Origin of the sequence: Curtobacterium sp. SGAir0471, from assembly GCF_005490985.1 — a bacterium.
Lineage (GTDB): Bacteria > Actinomycetota > Actinomycetes > Actinomycetales > Microbacteriaceae > Curtobacterium.
Map to the genome: position 1 here is coordinate 2,874,358 of NZ_CP027869.1, position 19,975 is coordinate 2,894,332.

At 72.5% G+C, this 19,975-nt stretch carries 14 protein-coding genes; 5 read left to right on the forward strand and 9 right to left on the reverse strand.

Annotation, left to right across the window (positions count from 1 at the left end; genetic code table 11):
* Nucleotides 1-305: 305 nt before the first annotated feature.
* Nucleotides 306-5,882 (forward strand): glutamate synthase-related protein, encoded by a 5,577-nt coding sequence (locus tag C1N91_RS13340; protein ID WP_137768116.1) that lies wholly within the window; start codon nt 306-308, stop codon nt 5,880-5,882.
* Nucleotides 5,879-7,666: a sulfite reductase subunit alpha gene (locus tag C1N91_RS13345; protein ID WP_137768117.1), complete on the forward strand. Its 1,788-nt coding sequence runs from the start codon at nt 5,879-5,881 to the stop codon at nt 7,664-7,666. The genes C1N91_RS13340 and C1N91_RS13345 overlap by 4 nt, the downstream gene beginning before the upstream one ends.
* 215 nt (nt 7,667-7,881) lie before the next feature.
* On the opposite strand, the gene C1N91_RS13350 is transcribed toward C1N91_RS13345, so the two are convergent.
* The 5 genes from C1N91_RS13350 to mvk are packed head-to-tail and all read right to left on the reverse strand — an operon-like array spanning nt 7,882 to nt 13,205.
* On the reverse strand, nt 7,882-9,075 hold the full coding sequence (locus tag C1N91_RS13350) for a hydroxymethylglutaryl-CoA synthase (RefSeq protein WP_137768118.1): 1,194 nt from the start codon (nt 9,073-9,075) through the stop codon (nt 7,882-7,884).
* Nucleotides 9,072-10,136 carry a hydroxymethylglutaryl-CoA reductase gene (locus tag C1N91_RS13355; RefSeq protein ID WP_137768119.1) on the reverse strand — a complete coding sequence of 355 codons (1,065 nt, stop codon included), beginning with the start codon at nt 10,134-10,136 and terminating at the stop codon, nt 9,072-9,074. Before C1N91_RS13355 ends, C1N91_RS13350 begins: the two co-directional genes overlap by 4 nt.
* Complete coding sequence (locus C1N91_RS13360) at nt 10,133-11,212, reverse strand: phosphomevalonate kinase (protein WP_137768120.1); 1,080 nt, start codon at nt 11,210-11,212, stop codon at nt 10,133-10,135. Before C1N91_RS13360 ends, C1N91_RS13355 begins: the two co-directional genes overlap by 4 nt.
* Nucleotides 11,209-12,216, reverse strand: coding sequence for a diphosphomevalonate decarboxylase (gene mvaD / locus C1N91_RS13365; RefSeq protein ID WP_254678260.1), 1,008 nt, complete (start codon nt 12,214-12,216; stop codon nt 11,209-11,211). The genes C1N91_RS13360 and mvaD overlap by 4 nt, the downstream gene beginning before the upstream one ends.
* Nucleotides 12,216-13,205, reverse strand: coding sequence for a mevalonate kinase (gene mvk, locus C1N91_RS13370; RefSeq protein ID WP_137768122.1), 990 nt, complete (start codon nt 13,203-13,205; stop codon nt 12,216-12,218). Before mvk ends, mvaD begins: the two co-directional genes overlap by 1 nt.
* 102 nt (nt 13,206-13,307) lie before the next feature.
* On the opposite strand from mvk, the gene C1N91_RS13375 reads away from it, so the two are divergent.
* Genes C1N91_RS13375 through C1N91_RS13385 form a run of 3 tightly spaced genes read left to right on the forward strand, consistent with a single transcriptional unit; the run spans nt 13,308 to nt 15,222 of the window.
* On the forward strand, nt 13,308-13,772 hold the full coding sequence (locus C1N91_RS13375) for a MarR family winged helix-turn-helix transcriptional regulator (protein WP_175416028.1): 465 nt from the start codon (nt 13,308-13,310) through the stop codon (nt 13,770-13,772).
* Nucleotides 13,773-13,797: 25 nt separating this feature from the next.
* Nucleotides 13,798-14,220 carry an organic hydroperoxide resistance protein gene (locus C1N91_RS13380; protein WP_058729284.1) on the forward strand — a complete coding sequence of 141 codons (423 nt, stop codon included), beginning with the start codon at nt 13,798-13,800 and terminating at the stop codon, nt 14,218-14,220.
* A 27-nt stretch (nt 14,221-14,247) separates the two neighbouring features.
* A complete protein-coding gene (locus tag C1N91_RS13385) occupies nt 14,248-15,222 on the forward strand; it encodes a zinc-binding dehydrogenase (RefSeq protein WP_175416106.1) in 975 nt (324 codons plus the stop codon).
* Between the two features lie 62 nt (nt 15,223-15,284).
* Here the strand turns inward: C1N91_RS13385 and C1N91_RS13390 are convergent, their stop codons facing one another.
* The 4 genes from C1N91_RS13390 to C1N91_RS13405 form a co-directional block, all read right to left on the reverse strand.
* A complete protein-coding gene (locus tag C1N91_RS13390) occupies nt 15,285-17,054 on the reverse strand; it encodes a chloride channel protein (protein WP_217496434.1) in 1,770 nt (589 codons plus the stop codon).
* Between the two features lie 61 nt (nt 17,055-17,115).
* Nucleotides 17,116-17,565: a MarR family winged helix-turn-helix transcriptional regulator gene (locus C1N91_RS13395; RefSeq protein WP_175416029.1), complete on the reverse strand. Its 450-nt coding sequence runs from the start codon at nt 17,563-17,565 to the stop codon at nt 17,116-17,118.
* 21 nt (nt 17,566-17,586) lie between these two features.
* A complete protein-coding gene (locus tag C1N91_RS13400; protein WP_217496435.1) occupies nt 17,587-18,291 on the reverse strand; it encodes a DUF4396 domain-containing protein in 705 nt (234 codons plus the stop codon).
* 142 nt (nt 18,292-18,433) lie between these two features.
* Entirely contained in the window at nt 18,434-19,891 is a 1,458-nt protein-coding gene (locus tag C1N91_RS13405) for a sugar porter family MFS transporter (RefSeq protein ID WP_137768125.1), read from the reverse strand.
* Nucleotides 19,892-19,975: the final 84 nt, after the last annotated feature.

A 19,975-nucleotide genomic window follows, 5' to 3' on the forward strand; every position in this document is an offset into this window, starting at 1 on the left:
CTGCTCGCAACGGAGTACCGCTGCGAGCAGCCGCCCACGTTGCGTTGTGCGGAACCGGCACCAGCGTCGGAACCGGCACCAGCGTCGGGACCGGCACCAGGACGGACGGGAGGCGCGTGGCGAGCCCGCCCCGCGCCTCCCGTCCGGCCGGTCTGTTGCACCCGCGGTATACCAACCCGTAGCATCGGCTCACCGTACCACCCCCACACAGGGCCGCGACCGCCACCACCGGTCCGCCCGCGGCGAGCGCTCCACCGATGCAGCCCTGGCCGTCCGCTGCCGGCTGAGCCCCACTGGACCCGCACGTGAACCCCTCCCCCTTCGGTCTGTACGACCCTGCCCGCGAGTCGAGCGACTGCGGCGTCGGCTTCATCACCCGCCTCGACGGCACCCCGAGCCACGACGTCATCCGCAAGGGCGACGAAGCGCTCTGCTCGATCCCGCACCGCGGTGGCAAGTCCGCCGAGGGCGTCGGCGACGGCGCCGGCGTGAGCATCGACCTGTCGGTGGAGTTCTTCAGCGCGATCACCGGCGAAGCCCTGCGCGCCGGGCACTTCGGCGTCGCGAACTGCTTCGTGCCGTCCGACCCGGCCGAGCGTGCCGCCGCCGTGCAGACCGTGACCGGTGCGATCGAGCACGAGGGCTTCGAGCTCCTGCTCGTCCGCGACGTCCCCGTCGACCACTCGGTGGCCCGCCCCGAGGCCGAGCAGTACCAGCTGCCGATCGTGCAGTGGGTGTTCCGTTCCCCGGAGTCGTGGGAGCGCCCGGAGGTCGACGCCGCCGCGAACCGTGCGCTGCTCGCCGTCGAGCGCGTCTCCTACACGCAGGCCGCCGAGGCGCACGCCCCGCACGCCGCCCTGTACCCGCTGTCGCTCAGCGCCCGGACGCAGATCCTCAAGGGCCGTCTGAACTCGGGCGAGGTCATCTCGTACTTCCGCGACCTGACGGACCCGCGGCACTCGGTGCGGACGCTCTACTTCCACACCCGGTTCTCGACGAACACCGAGCCGCACCCGACCATGGCGCAGCCGTTCCGGCTCATGGCGCACAACGGCGAGCTGAACACCGACCGGAAGAACCGCCTGTCGGACGAGGCCCTGGCCGCCGCCCGCACGCGCAGCATCGTCCGGCCGCCCGGGCAGTCCGACTCGAGCCGCCTCGACCAGACCCTGCAGAGCCGCGTGTTCGACGACGGGCTCGAGATCGTCGAGGCCGTCGTCACGCTGATGCCGCCGGCGTGGGAGAACGACCGCACCCTGACGCCCGACGTCCGGGACATGCTCGAGTACTTCTCGCTGTACGAGGAGAAGAACGACGGGCCCGCCGCGGTGATCTTCAGCGACGGCGACGTCGTCGGCGCGCGGCTCGACCGCCTCGGGCTCCGTCCCCTGCGCACGGTGCGGACGGACGAGTACCTGATGGTGGCGTCCGAGGCCGGTCAGGTGGCCTTCCCGGCCGACGAGGTCGTGCACCGCGGTCGGATCGAGGCCGGCGGCATGCTCGTCGTCGACCACCGCACCGGATCGGTGATGCGCACCGACGAGGTCCTCCGGATGCTCGCCGCCCGGCGCGACTACGGCACGCTCCTCGACGCTGCCCGGGTGCACCTCGACGACCTGCCCGCGCCGGCGTACGACCGGACCACCAGCACGCTCGGCTACGACGGCGACCTGTCGCTCGCGGGCCGGTACGTGGCGTACTCGCTGAACCAGGAGAGCTTCCGGTTCATGCTCGACCCGATGCTCGCGAACGGCTCGGAGCGCATCTCGGCGATGGGCTACGGCACCGCCATCAACGCGCTCAGCGACACCGAGGGCGGTATGGCGAAGTACTTCTCGCAGCGCTTCGCGCAGGTGACGAACCCACCGCTCGACTCGATCCGTGAAGCCGACGGCATGTCGATGCGCGTCGCCCTCGGCACCAAGCCCGACGGCACGGGCAGCGGGACCGGCAGCGGCACCGGCGCGCCCAGCCGGCAGATCGTGGTGGACTCCCCCGTCCTCGGGCACCTCGACATGGTGCGCCTGCGCGACCAGACGATCGTGCCGCTCGAGCGCTTCGACATGCTCTACGTGCCGGTCCTCGGTGACGAGCGGGCGAACGCGGACGCCGTCCGCGCCGCGACCGAGCACCTCGCCGAGGCCGTCGTGGCCTTCGCCGAGCGCTCCGGCGGCATCGCGGTCCTCACCGACCGCAGCGTGTCCTCGACGCACGCCCCGCTCCCCGTGATCCTCGCCGTCGCCGCAGTGAACCAGCGGCTCATCGAGACCGGACTGCGGCTGCGGGTGTCCATCGTCGCCGAGTCCGGGCAGCTGCCGTCGTCGCACCACGTCGCGACCGCCCTGGGCTTCGGGGCGTCGGCCGTGTACAGCCTGTCCGCACGGCTCCGTGCGGAGGAGCAGTACCCCGCCGAGGCCGCCCCGGCCGGCGAGTACACCGCCACCGACCTGGCCCTGAAGCGCTTCCGCAAGGCCGCCGAGAAGGCCCTCGCGAAGACGATGGGCCGCGTCGGCCTGTGCACGGCCGAGAGCTACATCGGCGGCGAGTTCTTCGAGCCGAACTACCTCGACACCGGCGACGACCTGTTCGCCCGGGTCTTCCCGCACATGGCTGCCCCGGTCGGTGGGGTCGGCTTCGCCCGCATCGCGCAGGCCGCCACCGACTGGCACGAGCGCGCCCGGACCGTCGCGTCCGAGGGCCAGGTGCCGCTGCTCGGACTCTTCAAGGAGCGCTCGGACGGTGCGGGGCACTCGTTCGGCGTCGCGAGCGTCCGCGGCTTCGGCGGCATGACCGAGGAGCGCCCGGCCTTCGAGCGCTCCGGCGACGCCGACGCGCTGCGGCTGCTCACGCTCCGGCAGCTCGACGACTCCTTCGGCATCTCCGACGCCGCGTACCGGAACACCGGCTACGACCGGCTCAGCGACGCCGAGATCGACGCGCACCGGATCACCCCCGGGTACGTCACGTTCCTGCAGACCACGCACGACGAGCGCTCCCGCCGCCCGGCGGCACTGCGCGACGTGCTCGCGCTGCCCGCCGACGTCACCGGCATCGACGAGGCGGAGGACTTCGCCCGCGAGCTCGGCCGCTTCGCGACCACCGGCAACGCCAGCATCACGGTGCGCGGGCTGTCCGGCTCGCGTCCGTCGTCCCAGGACGGTCTGCCGGGAGGCACGACGCGCTTCACCCTGCAGCTCACGTCGACGGGACCCACGGGTGCACAGCGTCACCGTGCCCTCGCGGACGGGCTCGCCCTGCTGCACCCCGGCACGGTCGACGTCGACGAGGTCGCCGACGACCACGTGACGCTGCGCGCCACCGGTGCGGCCGCAGACCTGCTCGGTCTGCTCCAGCAGGCACCGGCGAGCGTCGACGTGACCGAGGTCCAGCCCGCGCACGAGATCACCCGGACCCTGGCATCGGGAGCGATGAGCCACGGCGCCCTGGTCGCGACCGCGCACGAGGCCGTCGCGCACGGTACGAACATGGTCGGCGGCATGTCGAACTCCGGTGAGGGCGGCGAGCACCACTCCCGCTACGGCACGATCCGCGGCTCGCGCATCAAGCAGTTCGCCTCGGGTCGGTTCGGCATCTGGGCGGGCTACCTGGCCGACCCGATGCTCGAGGAGCTCGAGATCAAGATCGGCCAGGGCGCGAAGCCCGGCGAGGGCGGCCAGCTCCCCGCGCCGAAGGTCACGGTGGACATCGCCGCGGCCCGTGGTGGCACGCCCGGCGTCGAACTCATCTCGCCGCCGCCGCACCACGACACGTACTCGATCGAGGACCTCGCGCAGCTCATCCACGACTGCAAGGCCGCGCGGGTCCGGGTCGTCGTCAAGCTCGTGTCCTCCGAGGGCATCGGCACCATCGCGGTCGGTGTCGCCAAGGCCGGCGCGGACGTCATCAACGTCGCGGGCAACACCGGCGGGACCGGCGCCGCCGCGGTCACGAGCCTGAAGTACGCCGGCCGCTCCGCGGAGATCGGCGTGGCCGAGGTGCACCAGGCCCTCGTCGCGAACGGCCTGCGCCAGAAGGTCACGCTCCGCTGCTCCGGCGCGCACCAGACCGGTTCGGACGTCGTCACGAGCGCGCTGCTCGGCGGGGACTCGTTCGAGTTCGGCACGACCGCGCTGATGATGCTCGGCTGCGTCATGGCGAAGAACTGCAACGTGAAGTGCCCGGCCGGTCTGACGACGAACGCCGAGGCCTTCGAGGGCGACCCCCGTGCGCTCGCGCAGTACCTGCTCAACATCGCGCACGACGTCCGGCAGATCCTCGCGCGCCTCGGCCTCCACTCGCTCCACGAGGCCCGCGGCCGCACCGACCTGCTGCAGCTCCTCGACCACCCGGCGTCCGTCGGTCGGCTCGACGTCCGGAACCTGCTCGCGCGGGTCCCCGAGAAGGTCGTCACCGACCCGGAGTACCTCGAGAAGGACTTCCGCACCGACGACGCCCTCATCGAGCAGGTGCGCGCGGCGCTCATCGACGGGCACGACCACGCGCTGGTCGTGGAGGGCATCATCCTCGGCAACGCCGACAAGTCGGTCGGCGGGCAGCTCGGCATCGACATCGAGCGCATCCTCGACCACGAGCTGCGGGGCATCGACCTGTCCGCGCACCCGGCGATCTCGACGGACGACCGCGGCCGCCGACGGCTCGTCGACGGTGCACTGACGATCCGCACGAGCGGCTCGGCCGGGCAGTCCTACGGTGTCTTCACGAACGACGGCACCACGCTCGACCACACCGGCACCGCGAACGACGGCGTCGGCAAGAGCCAGTCCGGCGGGCGGATCATCGTCCGCGCCCCGGGCGGCGGGAGCACCGAGCGGGGCGGCAACGTCCTCGTCGGCAACTTCGCCCTGTTCGGCGCGACCGGCGGCCGCACGTTCGTCGAGGGCGAGGCCGGCGACCGGTTCGCCGTCCGCAACTCCGGCGCGACCGCGGTGGTCGAGGGCTTCGGCGACTTCGGGTGCGAGTACATGACCGGCGGCGCCGTGCTCAACCTCGGCGGCTTCGGCAAGGGGCTCGGCAACGGCATGTCCGGCGGCTTCCTCTACCAGTACGACCCGTCGGGCACGGTGACCGAGCGCGCGAGCACCGACTCGCTCCTCGTCTTCCCCGTGACCGAGACCGAGCGCGGCGCGTTCCACGAGGCCGCGGCGAAACTCCTGCTCGAGTGGCACCTCGAAGCCACCGGTTCACGCCTGGCCGAGCGGCTGCTGGCGGACTGGTCGACCACCCGCGAACACGTGTTCGTCGGGATGCCGCGCGCGCTCCTGCTCAGCCAGGACGCCGACGAGATCCTCGGCGCCGCGACCCGGAACGAGCTGCTCGACGAGCTCGCGGGCTCCGTCGCGACGGACCGGGTCCGGTCGTTCAAGGTCGACTACCGCGACCGCCGGACGGTGCTCGACGGCCGTGCCCCGGCGCTCGGTGACCAGGGCGACGACACGTTCTCGCTGCTGTCGTCGTACACCGTGCTCGGGGTCGCCCAGGACGTGGCGCAGGAGCGGGTGCCGGGGGCCGCGCCGAACGACCCCCGCGTGACCGAGGCCGTGCGGAACCTCGTCCTGACCGAGGACTTCCAGGTGAAGCAGCGCGTGGTGAAGTACCTCCGCAGCACGTTCGACCGGTTCGCCGACGACGAGCTCGCGACCCTCATCGCCGTCAAGCGACTCGACGACTCGAAGCGTGCCCTCGCGCAGCGGAACAACCGCAGCGCGGACATGCCGGGCACCACGGGGTGGATCATGCACCAGAACGCCAAGAACGCCGGCCGGGTCCGCGCGGCCCGCTTCGACGAGCTGCTCGCGACCGCGGCGCTCGAGGACATCGCCGCCCGCGCACCGCAGGCCCCCGTCGAGGTGGTGTCGGCATGAGCACGCTCCCTCCCACCGGGCAGCTGATCCCGGTCGACGCACCGTTCTCGGCGGCGCAGGAGTCCTGGCTGGCCGGGTTCATCGCCGGCATCGCAGCGGCGGGCAAGCGCGCCGCCGGCGGTGCCCCGACCACGACGGTCGACGTGCTCTTCGGCACCCAGACGGGCAACGCCGAGTTCCTGGCCGACGAGCTCGTCGCCGGTGCGAAGGCCCGCGGGCTCGGCGGCCGGGCGACCCCGCTCGACGCCGTGACGCCCGAGCAGCTCGCCGGCATGTCGCACGTGCTCGTCGTCACCTCGACGTACGGCGAGGGCGAGATGCCCGACAACGCCGGCCTGTTCTGGGACGCGATCCAGGCATCCACGGTCCCCCGGCTCGAGGGACTGCAGTACGCCGTCCTCGGCCTCGGCGACACGAGCTACGACGACTTCTGCCAGGCGGGCAAGCTCCTCGACACCCGGTTCGAGCAGCTCGGCGCGACGCGGATCCACGACCGGGTGGACTGCGACGTCGACTTCGAGGACCCCGCCGCGCTCTGGAGCGCCGCGGTCCTCGACCGGCTCGCCGCAGCGGCCGGTGCCCAGCCGGGCGCGTCCGGCCCCGCCGCCGGGGCGACCCCCTCGTCCGCCGCAGCCGGCGGTGCGGGGGCGGGTCGTGCCTCCCGGCCGGGGTCGCAGTGGACCAAGCGCACCCCGTACCGTGCGCCGCTCGTCGTCAACCGGCTGCTCTCCGCACCGCGCAGCGCGAAGGAGATCCGGCACTTCGAGTTCGACCTCGGCGACTCAGGCATCGAGTACGCCGCCGGCGACGCGCTCGCCGTCGTGCCGCACAACGACCCTGCGCTGGTCGACGAGCTGCTCGCGCACCTCGGCGCCGACGGGTCGACGGACGTCGACGGGCGCCCGCTCGCCGAGGTCCTCCGCACCGAGCGGGAGATCCGGACGCCGTCGAAGGACCTGGTGGCCGACCTGGTGCAGCGGGCGCCGGCGTCGGAGCTCGCGGCCGTCGTGTCGCACGGCGACAAGCACGAGCTCGACCGGTGGCTCTGGGGCCGTGACGTCCTCGACCTGCTCCGTGACGCCGGCAGTGCCGCGCCGACGACGGAGGAACTGCTCCCGACCCTGCGCGGCCTGCAGGCACGGCAGTACTCGATCTCGTCGAGTCCGCTCGCGCACCCGGGCCGCGTGCACCTCACCGTCGCGTCCGTCCGCTACGGCGACGCGCACCGGACGCACGCCGGCGTCGCCTCGACGTACCTGGCCGACCGGGTGCAGGCCGACGGCGAGGTCGGCGTGTACCTGCAGCCGAACGCCGCGTTCGGGGTGCCCGCCGACGGCGACGCCCCGATGGTCATGATCGGCCCGGGCACCGGGATCGCCCCGTTCCGCGGCTTCCTGCACGAGCGTGCCGCCGCGGGGGCCACCGGGCGCAACTGGCTGTTCTTCGGCGACCAACACCGCGACACCGACTTCGTGTACGAGGACGAGCTGACGGAGCTGCAGGAGCGGGGCGTGCTCGACCGGCTGGACCTGGCGTTCTCGCGCGACCAGGCCGAGAAGGTCTACGTGCAGACGCGGATGCGGGAGCAGGCCGCGGAGCTGTACCGGTGGCTCGAGGACGGTGCGCACGTGTACGTCTGCGGCGACGCGTCGCGGATGGCGAAGGACGTCGAGCAGGCGCTGCTCGAGGTCATCCGGGCCGGGCGGGGCCGCGACGAGGACGACGCGCACGCGTACCTGGCGGACCTGCGGCGCGCGAAGCGCTACGTGCGCGACGTGTACTGAGCCGCGCGTCGCCTGGCGGGCCCGGGCGTACCTGGCGGAACCGGGCGTACCTGGTCGATCGGATCGACCAGGTACGCCCGTTCTCGCATCGCATCGCAAGCGCTCTGGGAAGGAACGGGCACGCGTGAGGGACCGCGGGGCGCAGGAGCGCGCAACGACGGACGGGAGGCGCGGTGCCAGCTGGCACCGCGCCTCCCGTCCGTCGTGGGGTCGCGTCAGTCCTGAGCGGTCGCCTCGTAGTGCCGCGCGCCACCGCGCACGCCCGCGAAGCGGTACGGCGCAGCCGTGACGCGGGGACGCTCGACGTCCTCGCTCGTGGCGGCGCCGGCGGCGTGCAGCTCCCGGTACGCGTCGACGGTCAGCGGCACGCGCGCCTCGAGCAGGTCGCGGACGCGGCCCTCGCGGCGGTGGGACCGGTAGTCCGGGCGCACGATGCCGGTGATGAGCTCGCCGACGCTGCCCGAGCCGTAGCTGAACAGGGCGATCCGCTCGCCGGCCAGGTCGTCGTCGAGGTCGAGCAGCGCTGCGAGCCCGATCCAGAGCGACGCCGTGTACGTGTTGCCGGTCTGCTTGTTGTAGGTGAAGCCGGTCGCCAGCTCGGACTCGTCGAAGGGCTCCCCGACGTGCTGCGTGAGCTTCCGGTGCGCCTTGAGGGCCATCTTCGTGAAGGGCTGGTGGTGCACGAAGCGCGCGATGTCCCCGTACGCCGGGCCGCCCTGCGACGCCAGGTCGTCCCACGCCCCGACGAAGGCGTCGACGTAGGCGCTCACCGACAGTCGGCCGTCGACGAGCGCGGTCGAGCGGTCGTTCGGGCGCCAGAAGTCGTCCACGTCAGCGGTGAAGACCCCGGCGGCGGGCTCGATCTCGATCAGGTCGGGGTCCGCGGAGACCAGGATCGCGGCGGCGCCGGCGCCCTGGGTGGGCTCGGCGGCGGTGTCGACGTCGTAGCGGGCGACGTCGGCGGCGATGACGAGGACGCGTTCGTGAGGTGCCCGCGCGATGATGCCGAGGGCGAGCTGCACCGCGGCGGTCCCCCCGTAGCAGGCCTGCTTCAGCTCGACCACGCGGACGTTCTGCGGCAGGCCGAGCAGCCCGTGCACGAAGACACCGGCGGCCTTGGACTGGTCGACGCCGGACTCGGTCGCGAACAGCACCGTGCGGATGCCGTCGACGCCGTGGCGGTCGATGAGCTCCTTCGCGGCGGCCGCGCCCATCGTGACGATGTCCTCGTCGGGGGCGGGCACGCTGAAGGCGTCCTGGCCGATGCCGACGTGGTACTTCGCCGGGTCGACGCCGAGCCGCTCGGCCAGGTCGTCGAGCTCGAGCACGTGGTGCCCGGTCGCGATCGCGATGTCGTGGATGCCGACACGCAGGGTCTGCTGCGGTACGGGCTGCTGCTGGACGGTCATGCGGCACCTCCGGCGGGCTTCGACCCGCGACGTTCCATGGCGACGTGCGCCGCCATCAGCTCCCCCGGGTTGGTCTGCGCGGCGAGCAGCGACAGCTCACCGCAGAGCACCGTCGCGGCGCACAGGGCGGCCAGGCGGCGGGCGTTCGCGCCGGGCTCTCGGTCCTCGCGGCAGCCGAGGCGCACCAGGGCGTCCTCGACGACGGGCAGGTCCCCGCCCTTCCCGTTGCCGACCGTGCCGACGATCAGGTGCGGCAGCGCGGTGGAGAAGTACAGGTCGTCGCCGCGGGCCTCGGCGTAGGTGATGCCCTGGGAGCCCTCGACGATGTTCGCGGCGTCCTGCCCGGTGGCCAGGTAGAAGCCGAGGAGCATGTTCGCGTAGTGCGCGTTCGCGGAGCGCAGGGCCCCGGCGATCGTCGACCCGACCAGGTTCTTCGCGACGTTGAGCTCGGCGATGCGCTCGGCGCTCGACCGCAGCCGCTTCTCGACGATCTCGCCCGGGATCACGATCTCGGCGATGGTGTTCCGGCCGCGTCCGCGGATGCCGTTCACCGCGGTGGCCTTCTTGTCGGTGCAGAAGTTGCCGGAGACGCTGACGTACCGCAGGCCCGGCTCCCAGCCGAGGATCGCGGGCAGCAGCCTGTCCGCCGCCTGCGTGACCATGTTGTGGCCGGAGGCGTCGCCCGTGGTGAACGCGAAGCGCAGGAACAGCAGGTCGCCGACGATCTCGGGGTGCACCTCGATGAGCTTCGCGAACCGGCTCTGCCCGGCGACGATCTGCTCGAGCTCGTCCTGGCGCGCCAGGATCCGCCCGGCGGCGATGTGCGCGGCGGCGGCGCTGTCGGCCTTCACGACGACCGAGCGGGTCATCCGCTCGTCGACGACGGTCGCGACGATGCCGCCCTCGACCATGCGCGAGATGCGGGCACCGCGGCCGACGGACGGCCACAGCGGCGACTCGTACGTGGCGAGGGGCACCTCGTGCTCGCCCTCGACGGCGTTGCCGCTCACGCGGATCGGCCCGACCCACTTCGTCGGGATCGGGGTCAGCAGGTCGGTCATTCGACGCTCCCTTCGGGCGCTTGCACCGCGACGCTGAGGTGTCTGATGTCGTGCGCCTCCCAGGCGCGGTGGATGCCGGCGAGGTCGGTGTCCGCCGGGACGAGCGCGATGCCGCAGTCGCCGCCGCCGGCGCCGGACGGCTTCGCCGCTCCACCGGCCGCCTCGACCACGTCGCACAGGGTCGCGAGGCGCTCGGTCTCGATCTGCGAGCCGACCGACGCACCGAGGCGCTGCATGAGGACGCGGGCGCGCCGCAGGGCGTCGAGCGTGGTCGCGGCGTCGCCGGTCTGGAGGCCCGCGGTCAGGTCGTCGACGCAGGCGCGGCTGTCGTCGAGGAACGCCTGGTACCCGCCGTCGCGGTGCTTCCGGACCACGCTGACGAGCTTCGTCGTCGACGCCGGCGAGCCCGTCCAGCCGACCAGCAGCTCCAGGTCCTTCGGCGCCGGGAGCCGCTGCACGTCGAAGCCGGTCCAGGCCTCGGTGTCGTCGAGGATCGCGGTCACGGCGTGGCTGTCGAGCATCGCCACGAGGCGCTCGCGGTCCGGCGCGCTGTAGCGGAGCCACCCGCCGAAGGTGCTCGCGGCGAGGTCCCCGCCGGACGCGCGCGGGTTGACCCGGACGGTGGCGAGCAGGGCGACGCGGAAGCGGTCGCGCTGCGAGAGTCCGATGCCGTAGAAGCGGTCCAGCGCACCGACGGTCGCGACGGTCACCGCGGCCGAGGACCCGAGCCCGAACTTCCGCCCGCTGGCGTCGTCGAGCTGGCTCTCGATGCGCAGGTCGTGGAACCGTGGGGCGATCCCGCGCTCGGCGCGGAGCTTCTCGACCAGGTCGATCGTCGCCATCACGTAGTCGTAGGGGTGGTGCTCCCGGTCGAGCGCCAGACCGTCCTCGTCACGGGTCCAGGTCAGCGGCAGGTGCCCGTACTCCTCGGAGTGCACGCTGCCGGAGCCGTGGCCCTCGCTCACCCGGGCGGTGATGGCGCGGTCGAGGGCGATGAGCACGGACGGCTGCCCGGGCTCGACGACGGCGTACTCACCCGCGACGAACAGCTTGCCGTGGGCGCGGAACTCGATCACTCGGCGGACTCCTCCGGTCGGACGACACCCACTCCGGGTGCACCCGTTCCTTCGGAGCGGACGACCTGCGCGCCTGGTCCGGTGCCCGACTCGATGACGTCTCCCAGGCCGGCGAGGGCGGTCGCGACGGCACTCCGGTCCTCGGGCTTCGTGAGCACGACGACGTTCGGCCCGGCGTCGGCCGTGGCGTACGCCTCGGTGCCCGCGGCACGCAGCTCCGCGACGGCGTCGAACACGGCGACGCTGCGGGCGTTGAGGTACCGGATGGGCGGGAAGGCGCCCTCGATCGTGGCGTGCATGCGGAGCGCGTTGCTCTCGGTGAGCTCGCCGATGCGCGTGAAGTCCCCCGCGGCGCAGGCGTCGAGCATCTCGTCGACGGTCTCGGTCGTCGAGGTCACCCAGGCCGGGTAGAACGGCGAGGTCGCGATCGTGCGGCGCATCGCCTCGCGGGAGCCGATCGCCTTCTCGCCGGCCGAGATCGTCACCACGACCATGGCCATCGGCGGGGCGGGGACGCGCTCGGCGTAGGAGCCCTGGTCGTCACCCGCGTGCCACACCGCGACGCCGCCGGGGATCGACCGGGTGGCCGACCCGGACCCGCGACGGGCGAGCCGGGACAGGTCGCGCTCGGACAGGTCGAGTCCGTAGGCCGCCGCGGCCGCGGTCGCGAGCGCGGCGAAGCCGGACGCGCTCGATGCGAGCCCCGCGCCGGTCGGCACGGTGTTCTCCGAGACGACGGCGGCACGGTCGGCGGAACCGGCGAGGTCGCGCACGAGGTCGAGGAACTGCTGCACGCGGAGCAGGGCACCCTCGGGCGCTGCTCCGCCGTTGAGCACCAGCGAGTCGGTCTCCGCCGACCCGTCGAGCGTGACGGTCGTCGTGGTCGGGAACACGTCGAGGCCCATCGACACGCTGCCGGTCGCGGGGAGGGCGAGCTGCGCGTCGGCCTTGCCCCAGTACTTCACGAGCGCGATGTTGGGGTGCGCGACGGCGGTGGCGGTCATCAAGCGCGGGCTCCGATCGTGGTGGTCCAGGTCTCCGTCGCGCCCGCGGCACGGAGTGCGGCGGACACGCGGTCGGCGTGCTCCCCGTCCGCGACGAGCGCGAGGACGCATCCGCCGCGCCCACCGCCGGTGAGCTTCGCGCCGAGGGCGTCCGCACGGCGTGCGGCGTCGACGAGCCGGTCGAGGTCCGCGCTCGACACGTCGAGTTCGGTGAGCAGTTCGTGCGCGGCGTCCATCGTGGCACCGAGGGCCTGGGCATCGCCATCCTCGAGCGTCCCCCGTGCGCGTCGCGCGAGGGCGCCGATCGCTGCGACGACCGTGTCGACCGAGGCGGGGTCGGCGTCGTGGCGTTCCCGGACGGCCGCGACGGCCGCGCGCGTGTGCCCGGGGACGCCGGTGTCCGCGACGACGAAGGTGAACGCCGCGCCGAGCGGGACGGGCTCGACCACGCCGCCCTCGAACCACACGGGGACCTCGGCGACGACCCCTCGGGCGTCGAGGCCGGACGGACGACCGTGGGCGACGCGCTCGCACTCCTGCACGAGCTCGTGGTGCTCCTCGGGGTCGAGGGTCCGGCCGAAGACGTCGGCCACGGCCGCGGTGACGGCGGCGGCGACCGCGGCGCTCGATCCCATGCCGCGGGCGGTCGGTACAGCGCTGTCGACCCGCACGTGCACGTGCTGTTCCTCCGCGCCGAGGTGGCGGAGCGTCGCGGTGACGGCCGTCACGGTCGGCAGGACCGCGGCGGGGGCGGTGTCGAGTGGCCCCGTGTGCACGGTGGACTCGAGTCGGCTGCCGTCCTCAGGGGTCACCGGGGTCACGGTCGCGGTGACGCGGACGTCGAGCACGGGGAGCACGAGTGCGGGTACGCCGTACACCACGGCGTGCTCGCCGATCAGGATCGTCTTGCCGTGGGACGACGCGGTGCCGGTGCGGAGGGGGCTCCCTGCGCTCGGGGTCGCGGTGCTGTCGGTGTCGTGGTGGGTCATCGTGGGCTCAGGTCAGCCTAACCGGCCGGACAGGTCGCCGTCCGGGGATCGACTGCGAACAACCTGGTTGTGCACAACCGAGTTGCGTGCCACACTTACAGCATGCCGGTGACCGACGAGATGGTGTGCTTCTCGCTGTACGCGGCGTCCCGGGCCACGACCCAGGCGTACCGCGCACTGCTCGAGCCCTGGGGACTGACCTACCCCCAGTACCTCGTCCTCGTGACCCTGTGGATCGAGGGCGACCAGACCGTCTCGACGCTCGGCGACCACCTGCAGCTCGACTCCGGGACCCTGTCGCCGCTCCTGCGCCGCATGGAGCAGGCCGACCTCGTCCGCCGCGAGCGCCGCAGCACCGACGAGCGCGTCGTCACCGTGACCCTCGGCGAGCGCGGCAGCTCGATCCGCCCCGAGCTCGCGCACGTCCCCGCCCGGATCGCGGCCGGGATGGGCCTGTCCGACGAGCAGGCCGCACTCGAGCTCATCGCGACGCTCCAGCGCCTGACCGCGACGATGCACGCCGCCGGCACCACGACCCCCGACACCCCCACAGCGTCGGACGACTGACCCCACGAAGGAAGGAAGGACCCCCATGGACGTCCTCTACACCGCCGAGGCCCTCGCCACGGGCGAGGGCCGCAACGGCCACGTCGCCACCAGCGACGGTCGCGTCGAGCACGACCTCGCCATCCCGAAGGAGATGGGTGGCTCCGGCAACGGCGCGAACCCCGAGCAGCTCTTCGCGGCCGGCTACGCCGCGTGCTTCCACTCCGCGCTGCAGGGCGTCGCCCGCGCGCAGAAGGTGAAGATCACCGACTCGACCGTCGGCGGCCGCGTCTCGATCGGCCCGAACGGCCAGGGCGGGTACCAGCTCGCCGTCATGCTCGAGGTCGTCATCCCGGACGTCGAGCACGACGTCGCCCAGGCCCTCGCGGACGCTGCACATCAGGTCTGCCCGTACTCGAACGCCACCCGCGGCAACATCGACGTCACCATCGTCGTCTCGGAGGACTGACCCATGACCGACACCACCCCCACCACCATGCGCGCCGTCGTCCACGAGACCTTCGGTGAGCCTGCCGACGTCCTGACCGTCGCCGAGCGGCCCGTCCTGCAGCCCGGCCCCGGCCAGGTGCTCGTCCGGACCGTCCTCTCCCCGATCCACAACCACGACCTGTGGACGATCCGCGGCACCTACGGCTTCAAGCCCGAGCTCCCCGCAGCGAGCGGCACCGAGGCGCTCGGCGTCGTCGAGGCCCTGGGCGAGGGCGTCGACCGTCTGCAGGTCGGCCAGCGCGTCGCCGGTGGCACCTTCGGCGTCTGGGCCGAGTACTACGTCGCCGACGCCGCCGGCCTCGTCCCCGTGCCGGACGCCATGCCGGACGAGTCCGCCGCGCAGCTCGTGTCGATGCCGTTCAGCGCGATCAGCCTGCTGCACTCACTCGACCTGCACGAGGGCGACTGGATCATCCAGAACGCCGCGAACGGTGCCGTCGGCCGCATGGTCGCGCAGCTCGGCAAGGCGCGCGGCATCAACGTGATCGGCCTCGTCCGTCGCGCCGAGGGCGTCGAGGAACTGCGCGAGCAGGGCATCGACCGCATCGTCGCCACCGACGCCGAGGGCTGGCAGGACCGGGTCCGCGAGCTCACCGGCGGCGCCCCGATCGTCGCGGGCGTCGAGTCCGTCGGCGGGAAGGCCGCCGGGGACATCGCCTCGGTGCTGGGCGAGAACGGCACCCTGGTCGTCTTCGGCGCGATGGCGTCGCCGACGCTCGAGATCCCGTCGGGCAAGGTCATCTTCGGCCAGCTCACGGTCAAGGGCTTCTGGGGCGCGGTCGTCAGCAGGACCATGCCGGCCGAGACCAAGGGCCAGCTCTTCGGCGAGCTGATCACCCGCGTGCTCGACGGCTCGCTGACGCTCCCCGTCTCCGAGACCTTCGTGTTCGAGGACGCCCGCGACGCGGCGCGTGCCAGCGACACCGCCGGCCGCGTCGGCAAGGTGCTCCTGCGCCCGTAGCGCGTCGCGACCACGTGACGGACGGGAGGCACGGTGCCAGCTGGCACCGTGCCTCCCGTCCGTCACGTGGCGGGGACCAGTGCCCGCAGCACCTCCGTCTGTCCCAGCCACCCGACCGGTCGGCCGTCCCGGTCGACCACCGGCAGCCCACCGGTGTCCGCCGCGTCCACGACGTCCTGCACGACGGACGCCAGACCGGACGCTGCCGGGACCGCCCGCACCTCGGACGCGACGTCGAGCACCGGTCGGTCCGCGACGTCCACGTCCGTCAGGACGGCCTCACCGGCAGACCGTGCCGACACGACGCCGGCGAAGCGCCCCTCGGCGTCCACGACGACCACGGCAGTTCCCCCGGACGACGCGAGGGCGTCGAGCGCCTGCGCGGCGGTGGCCGTCACCGGGACCACCGTCCCGAGGTCCCGCGCCGCCGCCCCTGCCGTCCCGCCCGGGAGTCGACGGGCGGGGACCGCGGAGTCGGTGAGGTCCACGCCGCGCCGACTGAGCTTGAGCGTGTAGACCGTGTCGCGGGACAGCACCTTCGACACGGCCGTCGCGACGACGACCGCGACGACGACCGGCAGGACGAGGGCGTAGTCGCCGGTGAGCTCGAACAGCATGATCCCGGCGGTGATCGGAGCACGGGTCGACCCCGCGAACACCGCCCCCATCCCGACGACCGCGAAGGCCGCGACCTGCCCGCGCAGGGCCGGGTCGACCGCGGCGGCGACCTCGCCGAACGCGGCGCCGGTCATCGCGCCGATGAACAACGACGGGGCGAAGACACCGCCCGAGCCACCGATGCCGAGCGTCAGCGACGTCGCGAGGACCTTGCCGACCACGAGCACGGCGAGGAAACCCAGGGCGTACTGACCGGCCACCCCGCGTTCGAGCACGGGGTACCCGACGCCGTACATCTGCGGCAGGGCGAGCAGCAGCAGCCCGAGGAGCACCCCGCCGACGACCGGCCGAGCCCACTCCGGACCGCGCGTCGCCCTCCAGAGCAGGTCGCAGGCATCCTCGACGAGGTAGAGCACCCGCGTGAAGCCGATCCCGACCGCACCCGCGAGCAGCCCGAGGAGCGCGAAGAGCAGGTACTCCGGCGGGGTGATGCCCCCGATGGCCGGCAGGTGCAGGAACGCGGTGTCGCCGAAGACCGCACGCCCGACGAGCGCGGCCGTCACGCTCGCGATCGCGACGGCACCGAACGACGTCGGGGTGAAGTCGCGGAGGAGCAGTTCGAGGGCGAAGAAGACACCGGCGACCGGGGCGTTGAAGGTCGCCGAGATGCCTCCGGCAGCACCGCACGCGACGAGGGTCTTCAGCCGGACCTCGGGCATCCGCGCCCAGCGACCGATCGTGGAGCCGAGCGCGGAGCCGATCTGGATGATCGGCCCCTCCCTGCCGACGGAGCCACCGGCGCCGATGCAGATCGCACTGGCGAGCGCCTTCACGACCGCGACACTGCCCCGGATCCGTCCGCCGTTCCGGTCGACCGCGAACATCACCTCGGGGACGCCGTGGCCGCGCGCCTCACGCGCGAAGCGGTGGATGAGCGGGCCGTAGAGGAGTCCGCCGACGACGGGCGCCAGGACGACGAACCCGCTCCCGAGCCAGGGCACCCACGGGTTCGCCGGGTGGCCGGTGGTCGCGGAGTAGTCCGTGTGCCCGCTGAACACGAGGGTCGCGTGCTGGATGAGCCAGCGGAAGACGACGGCGGCCACCCCGGCTCCGGCACCGACGACCAGGGCGGGGATCGCCAGCCGCACGGCGGCGCCGCCGAAACGGGTCCCGGCGGTGTGCAGGTGGGCGCGGGCTGGAGCAGTTGCGGACACGGTCCTCCATCAGTTGTACGAGCACAATAATTGTACGTGTACAACTGTGGGACGTCGAGGGCTACCCGCCGAAGCCCGAGACCTCCTCCGGGAGCGGCTCGTCCATCGCCGTCCGGAGCGCCCGCATGCCGGCGACCACGGTGGCTCGGTCCGACTCCGGCACCCGGTCCAGCACCTCGGCGAGCTCGCGGCTCCGACGGGCACTCACCTCGTCGACGAGCGCGCGACCACGGTCGGTGGCGGCGACGAGCACCTCGCGTCGGTTCAGCGATCCGGGTCGACGCTCCACCCATCCGCCGGCCACCAGCCGGTCGACGTTCCGCGTGAGCGTCGACGGCCCGACCGCGAGACGCTCGGCGAGGTCACCGGCGCGGGTCGGCCCCAGCGTGGTGACGAGCACGATGAGCCGGAACTGCGGGACGGTGACATGCTCGAGCGCGGTCGTCATGGACCGCGCGACGACGCCGAGCAGGCCCCGGGACGCCGCGAGCACCTCGTCGATGTCGGACATGCCCACCATCCTCGCAGTCCGTCACATGGCCTCCTTGATGCCGCGGCGCACGAGCCAGGCGTTGACCGGGTAGGCGCAGACGAAGCCGGCGACCATGGCGAGCTGCATCGCGACCCAGAACTCGGGCGAGAAGACGCTGGCCCGGCCGCCGAAGACCGCCGGGAAGACCGCGAGCTGCCACACCGCCATGAGTCCGTACATCCCGACCTGCCACGCGATGATGCTCAGCGTGTCCGCCTTGAGCGCGGCGACCAGCCCCGCACGGACCCCGAGCCCGCGCATCGGGGCGATCGCGAAGTACTGGAACCCGATGCCCAGCAGGTAGGCGAGCACGAAGTCCACGACCCACCCGGCGACCATGCGGTCCTGGTACAGCGAGCCGAGCCCGACCAGCGCACCGAGCGCGGGGAACCACGCCAGTCCGAACTCCCCGACGAGGTCACCGAGCGCGCACCCGGCACCGCAGTGACTCGTGTCGATCGCGGTCCCCGCCCACCGCCCGTGGTCCGGCGCGGTGGCCCGACCCCGCCGGAGGTAGAAGACCAGCCAGGCGACACTGCCGAACAGCATCGTGAGCGGCCACACGAGCGCCATGACGCCCATGTGCGGAGGGTGCCGCACCACGTCGACGGCGACGAACACGGCACAGCCGACCGCGACCACGAGCAGCGCTGCACACGCGACGGTGAGTGCGACCGGGAAGGATCCGGCGCCGAGTTCGACCACACCCGACCTCCTGTACTTGTACGGCTACAACGACGGGCCGAGCCTACGGCTCGGGCGCACGCCCCTTCCCAGCAGGACGGGGGACGGACGGGAGGCCCGTGGCGGTGTCGCCACGAGCCTCCCGCCCGTCGTCCCGCCGGGTCTAGCGGCGGGACGCCTTCTGCGGCACCGTGAAGATGTTGCCGGTGGTGACGCCCTCCTCGACCTCCTCGAGGGTGCGGCCGCGGCTCTCCGGCACGAACTTCCAGATGAAGACCAGGGCGAGCACGCCGACCACGGCGAAGCCGAAGAAGGTCCCGGTGATGCCGGTCGCGGCCACGATCGTCGGGAAGTACAGCCCGAGGAACGCGTTCGCGATCCAGAGGCAGAAGACCGCGATGCCCATGCCGAGCGCCCGGATCTGCGTCGGGAAGATCTCGGACAGGATCACCCACGTCGCGATGTTCAGGAACGTCTGCATCGATCCGACGAACGCGACGACCAGGAACAGGATCACCCACGGCCGCGCGGGGTTGCCCTCGACCAGGGTCATCGACGCGATGCCGATCAGGAAGTGGCACACCGTCGTCAGCGAGTAGCCGATGATGAGCGTCGTGCGGCGGTTGATGCGCTCCATGTTGGCCAGGGCGATGACGCCTCCGACGACCGCGATGACACCGGGAGCGATGTTCGCGATCAGGGCCGCGGACTCCTGGAAGCCGGACTCGATCAGGACGGTCTGGCCGTAGTACATGATCGAGTTGATGCCGGTGAGCTGCTGCGCGACACCGATGCCCGCGCCGATGAGCACGATCCGGATGAGCCACTTGTTGCCGAGCAGGGTGCGCCAGCCGCTGACCCGTTGTACCCGCGCTTCGGCCTCGTTCGTGCGCTTGATGTCGTCGAGCTCGGCCTTCGCGCGCTCCTCCGACCGGATCTGTCCCAGCACCGACAGCGCTTCACCGTAGCGCCCCTTCGACGCGAGCCAGCGCGGCGACTCCGGGACCCGGAGCATGCCGACGAAGAGCGCGATGGCGGGCAGGGCACAGACGGCGAGCATCACGCGCCAGACGCCGTTGCCCTCGCCCCACAGGTTGCCGATGATCGCGTTGACCACGAACGCGGCGAGCTGACCGATCACGATCATGAGCTCGTTGCGACCGGAGAGCGATCCGCGGATCTCGTACGGCGCGAGCTCGGCGAGGAAGACGGGCACGACGGTCGACGCGCCGCCGACGGCCAGACCGAGGAGGACCCGGCCGACGACCATGACCCCGAAGGCCGGGGCGAAGACGCACGTGAGCGTGCCGACGAAGAAGGTGACCGCGAGCAGGATGATCGTCTTCCGGCGTCCCCAGCCGTCAGCGATCCGACCACCGAGCACCGCGCCGATCGCCGCGCCGAAGAGCAGCGAACTCGTGACGACGCCCTCGGTCAGGTTGGTCAGGCCGAGCTCCTCCTTCATGGGGAGCAGTGCACCGTTGATCACACCGGTGTCGTAGCCGAAGAGCAGGCCGCCGAAGGTGGCGACGAGCGCCAGGACGCCGAGACGGCGACGGTGGGGACCCTCCCCCACCGGTGGAAGTGCGACGTTCGGTGCTGTCGGCTTGATGTCGACCATTCGTTGACTCCTTCGTCGGGTGATCGCGCGGCGTTGCGTGCAGCGATCGTACCCCGATTCCATGTCCTGTCAATTGGACATTCT

Coding starts and splice junctions, on each gene's coding strand:
- C1N91_RS13345 (WP_137768117.1), top strand. CDS start 5,879: ATGAGCACGCTCCCTCCCACCGGGCAGCTGATCCCGGTCGACGCACCG.
- C1N91_RS13350 (WP_137768118.1), bottom strand. CDS start 9,075: ATGACCGTCCAGCAGCAGCCCGTACCGCAGCAGACCCTGCGTGTCGGC.
- C1N91_RS13355 (WP_137768119.1), bottom strand. CDS start 10,136: ATGACCGACCTGCTGACCCCGATCCCGACGAAGTGGGTCGGGCCGATC.
- mvaD (WP_254678260.1), bottom strand. CDS start 12,216: ATGACCGCCACCGCCGTCGCGCACCCCAACATCGCGCTCGTGAAGTAC.
- mvk (WP_137768122.1), bottom strand. CDS start 13,205: ATGACCCACCACGACACCGACAGCACCGCGACCCCGAGCGCAGGGAGC.
- C1N91_RS13375 (WP_175416028.1), top strand. CDS start 13,308: ATGCCGGTGACCGACGAGATGGTGTGCTTCTCGCTGTACGCGGCGTCC.
- C1N91_RS13380 (WP_058729284.1), top strand. CDS start 13,798: ATGGACGTCCTCTACACCGCCGAGGCCCTCGCCACGGGCGAGGGCCGC.
- C1N91_RS13385 (WP_175416106.1), top strand. CDS start 14,248: ATGCGCGCCGTCGTCCACGAGACCTTCGGTGAGCCTGCCGACGTCCTG.
- C1N91_RS13395 (WP_175416029.1), bottom strand. CDS start 17,565: ATGTCCGACATCGACGAGGTGCTCGCGGCGTCCCGGGGCCTGCTCGGC.
- C1N91_RS13405 (WP_137768125.1), bottom strand. CDS start 19,891: ATGGTCGACATCAAGCCGACAGCACCGAACGTCGCACTTCCACCGGTG.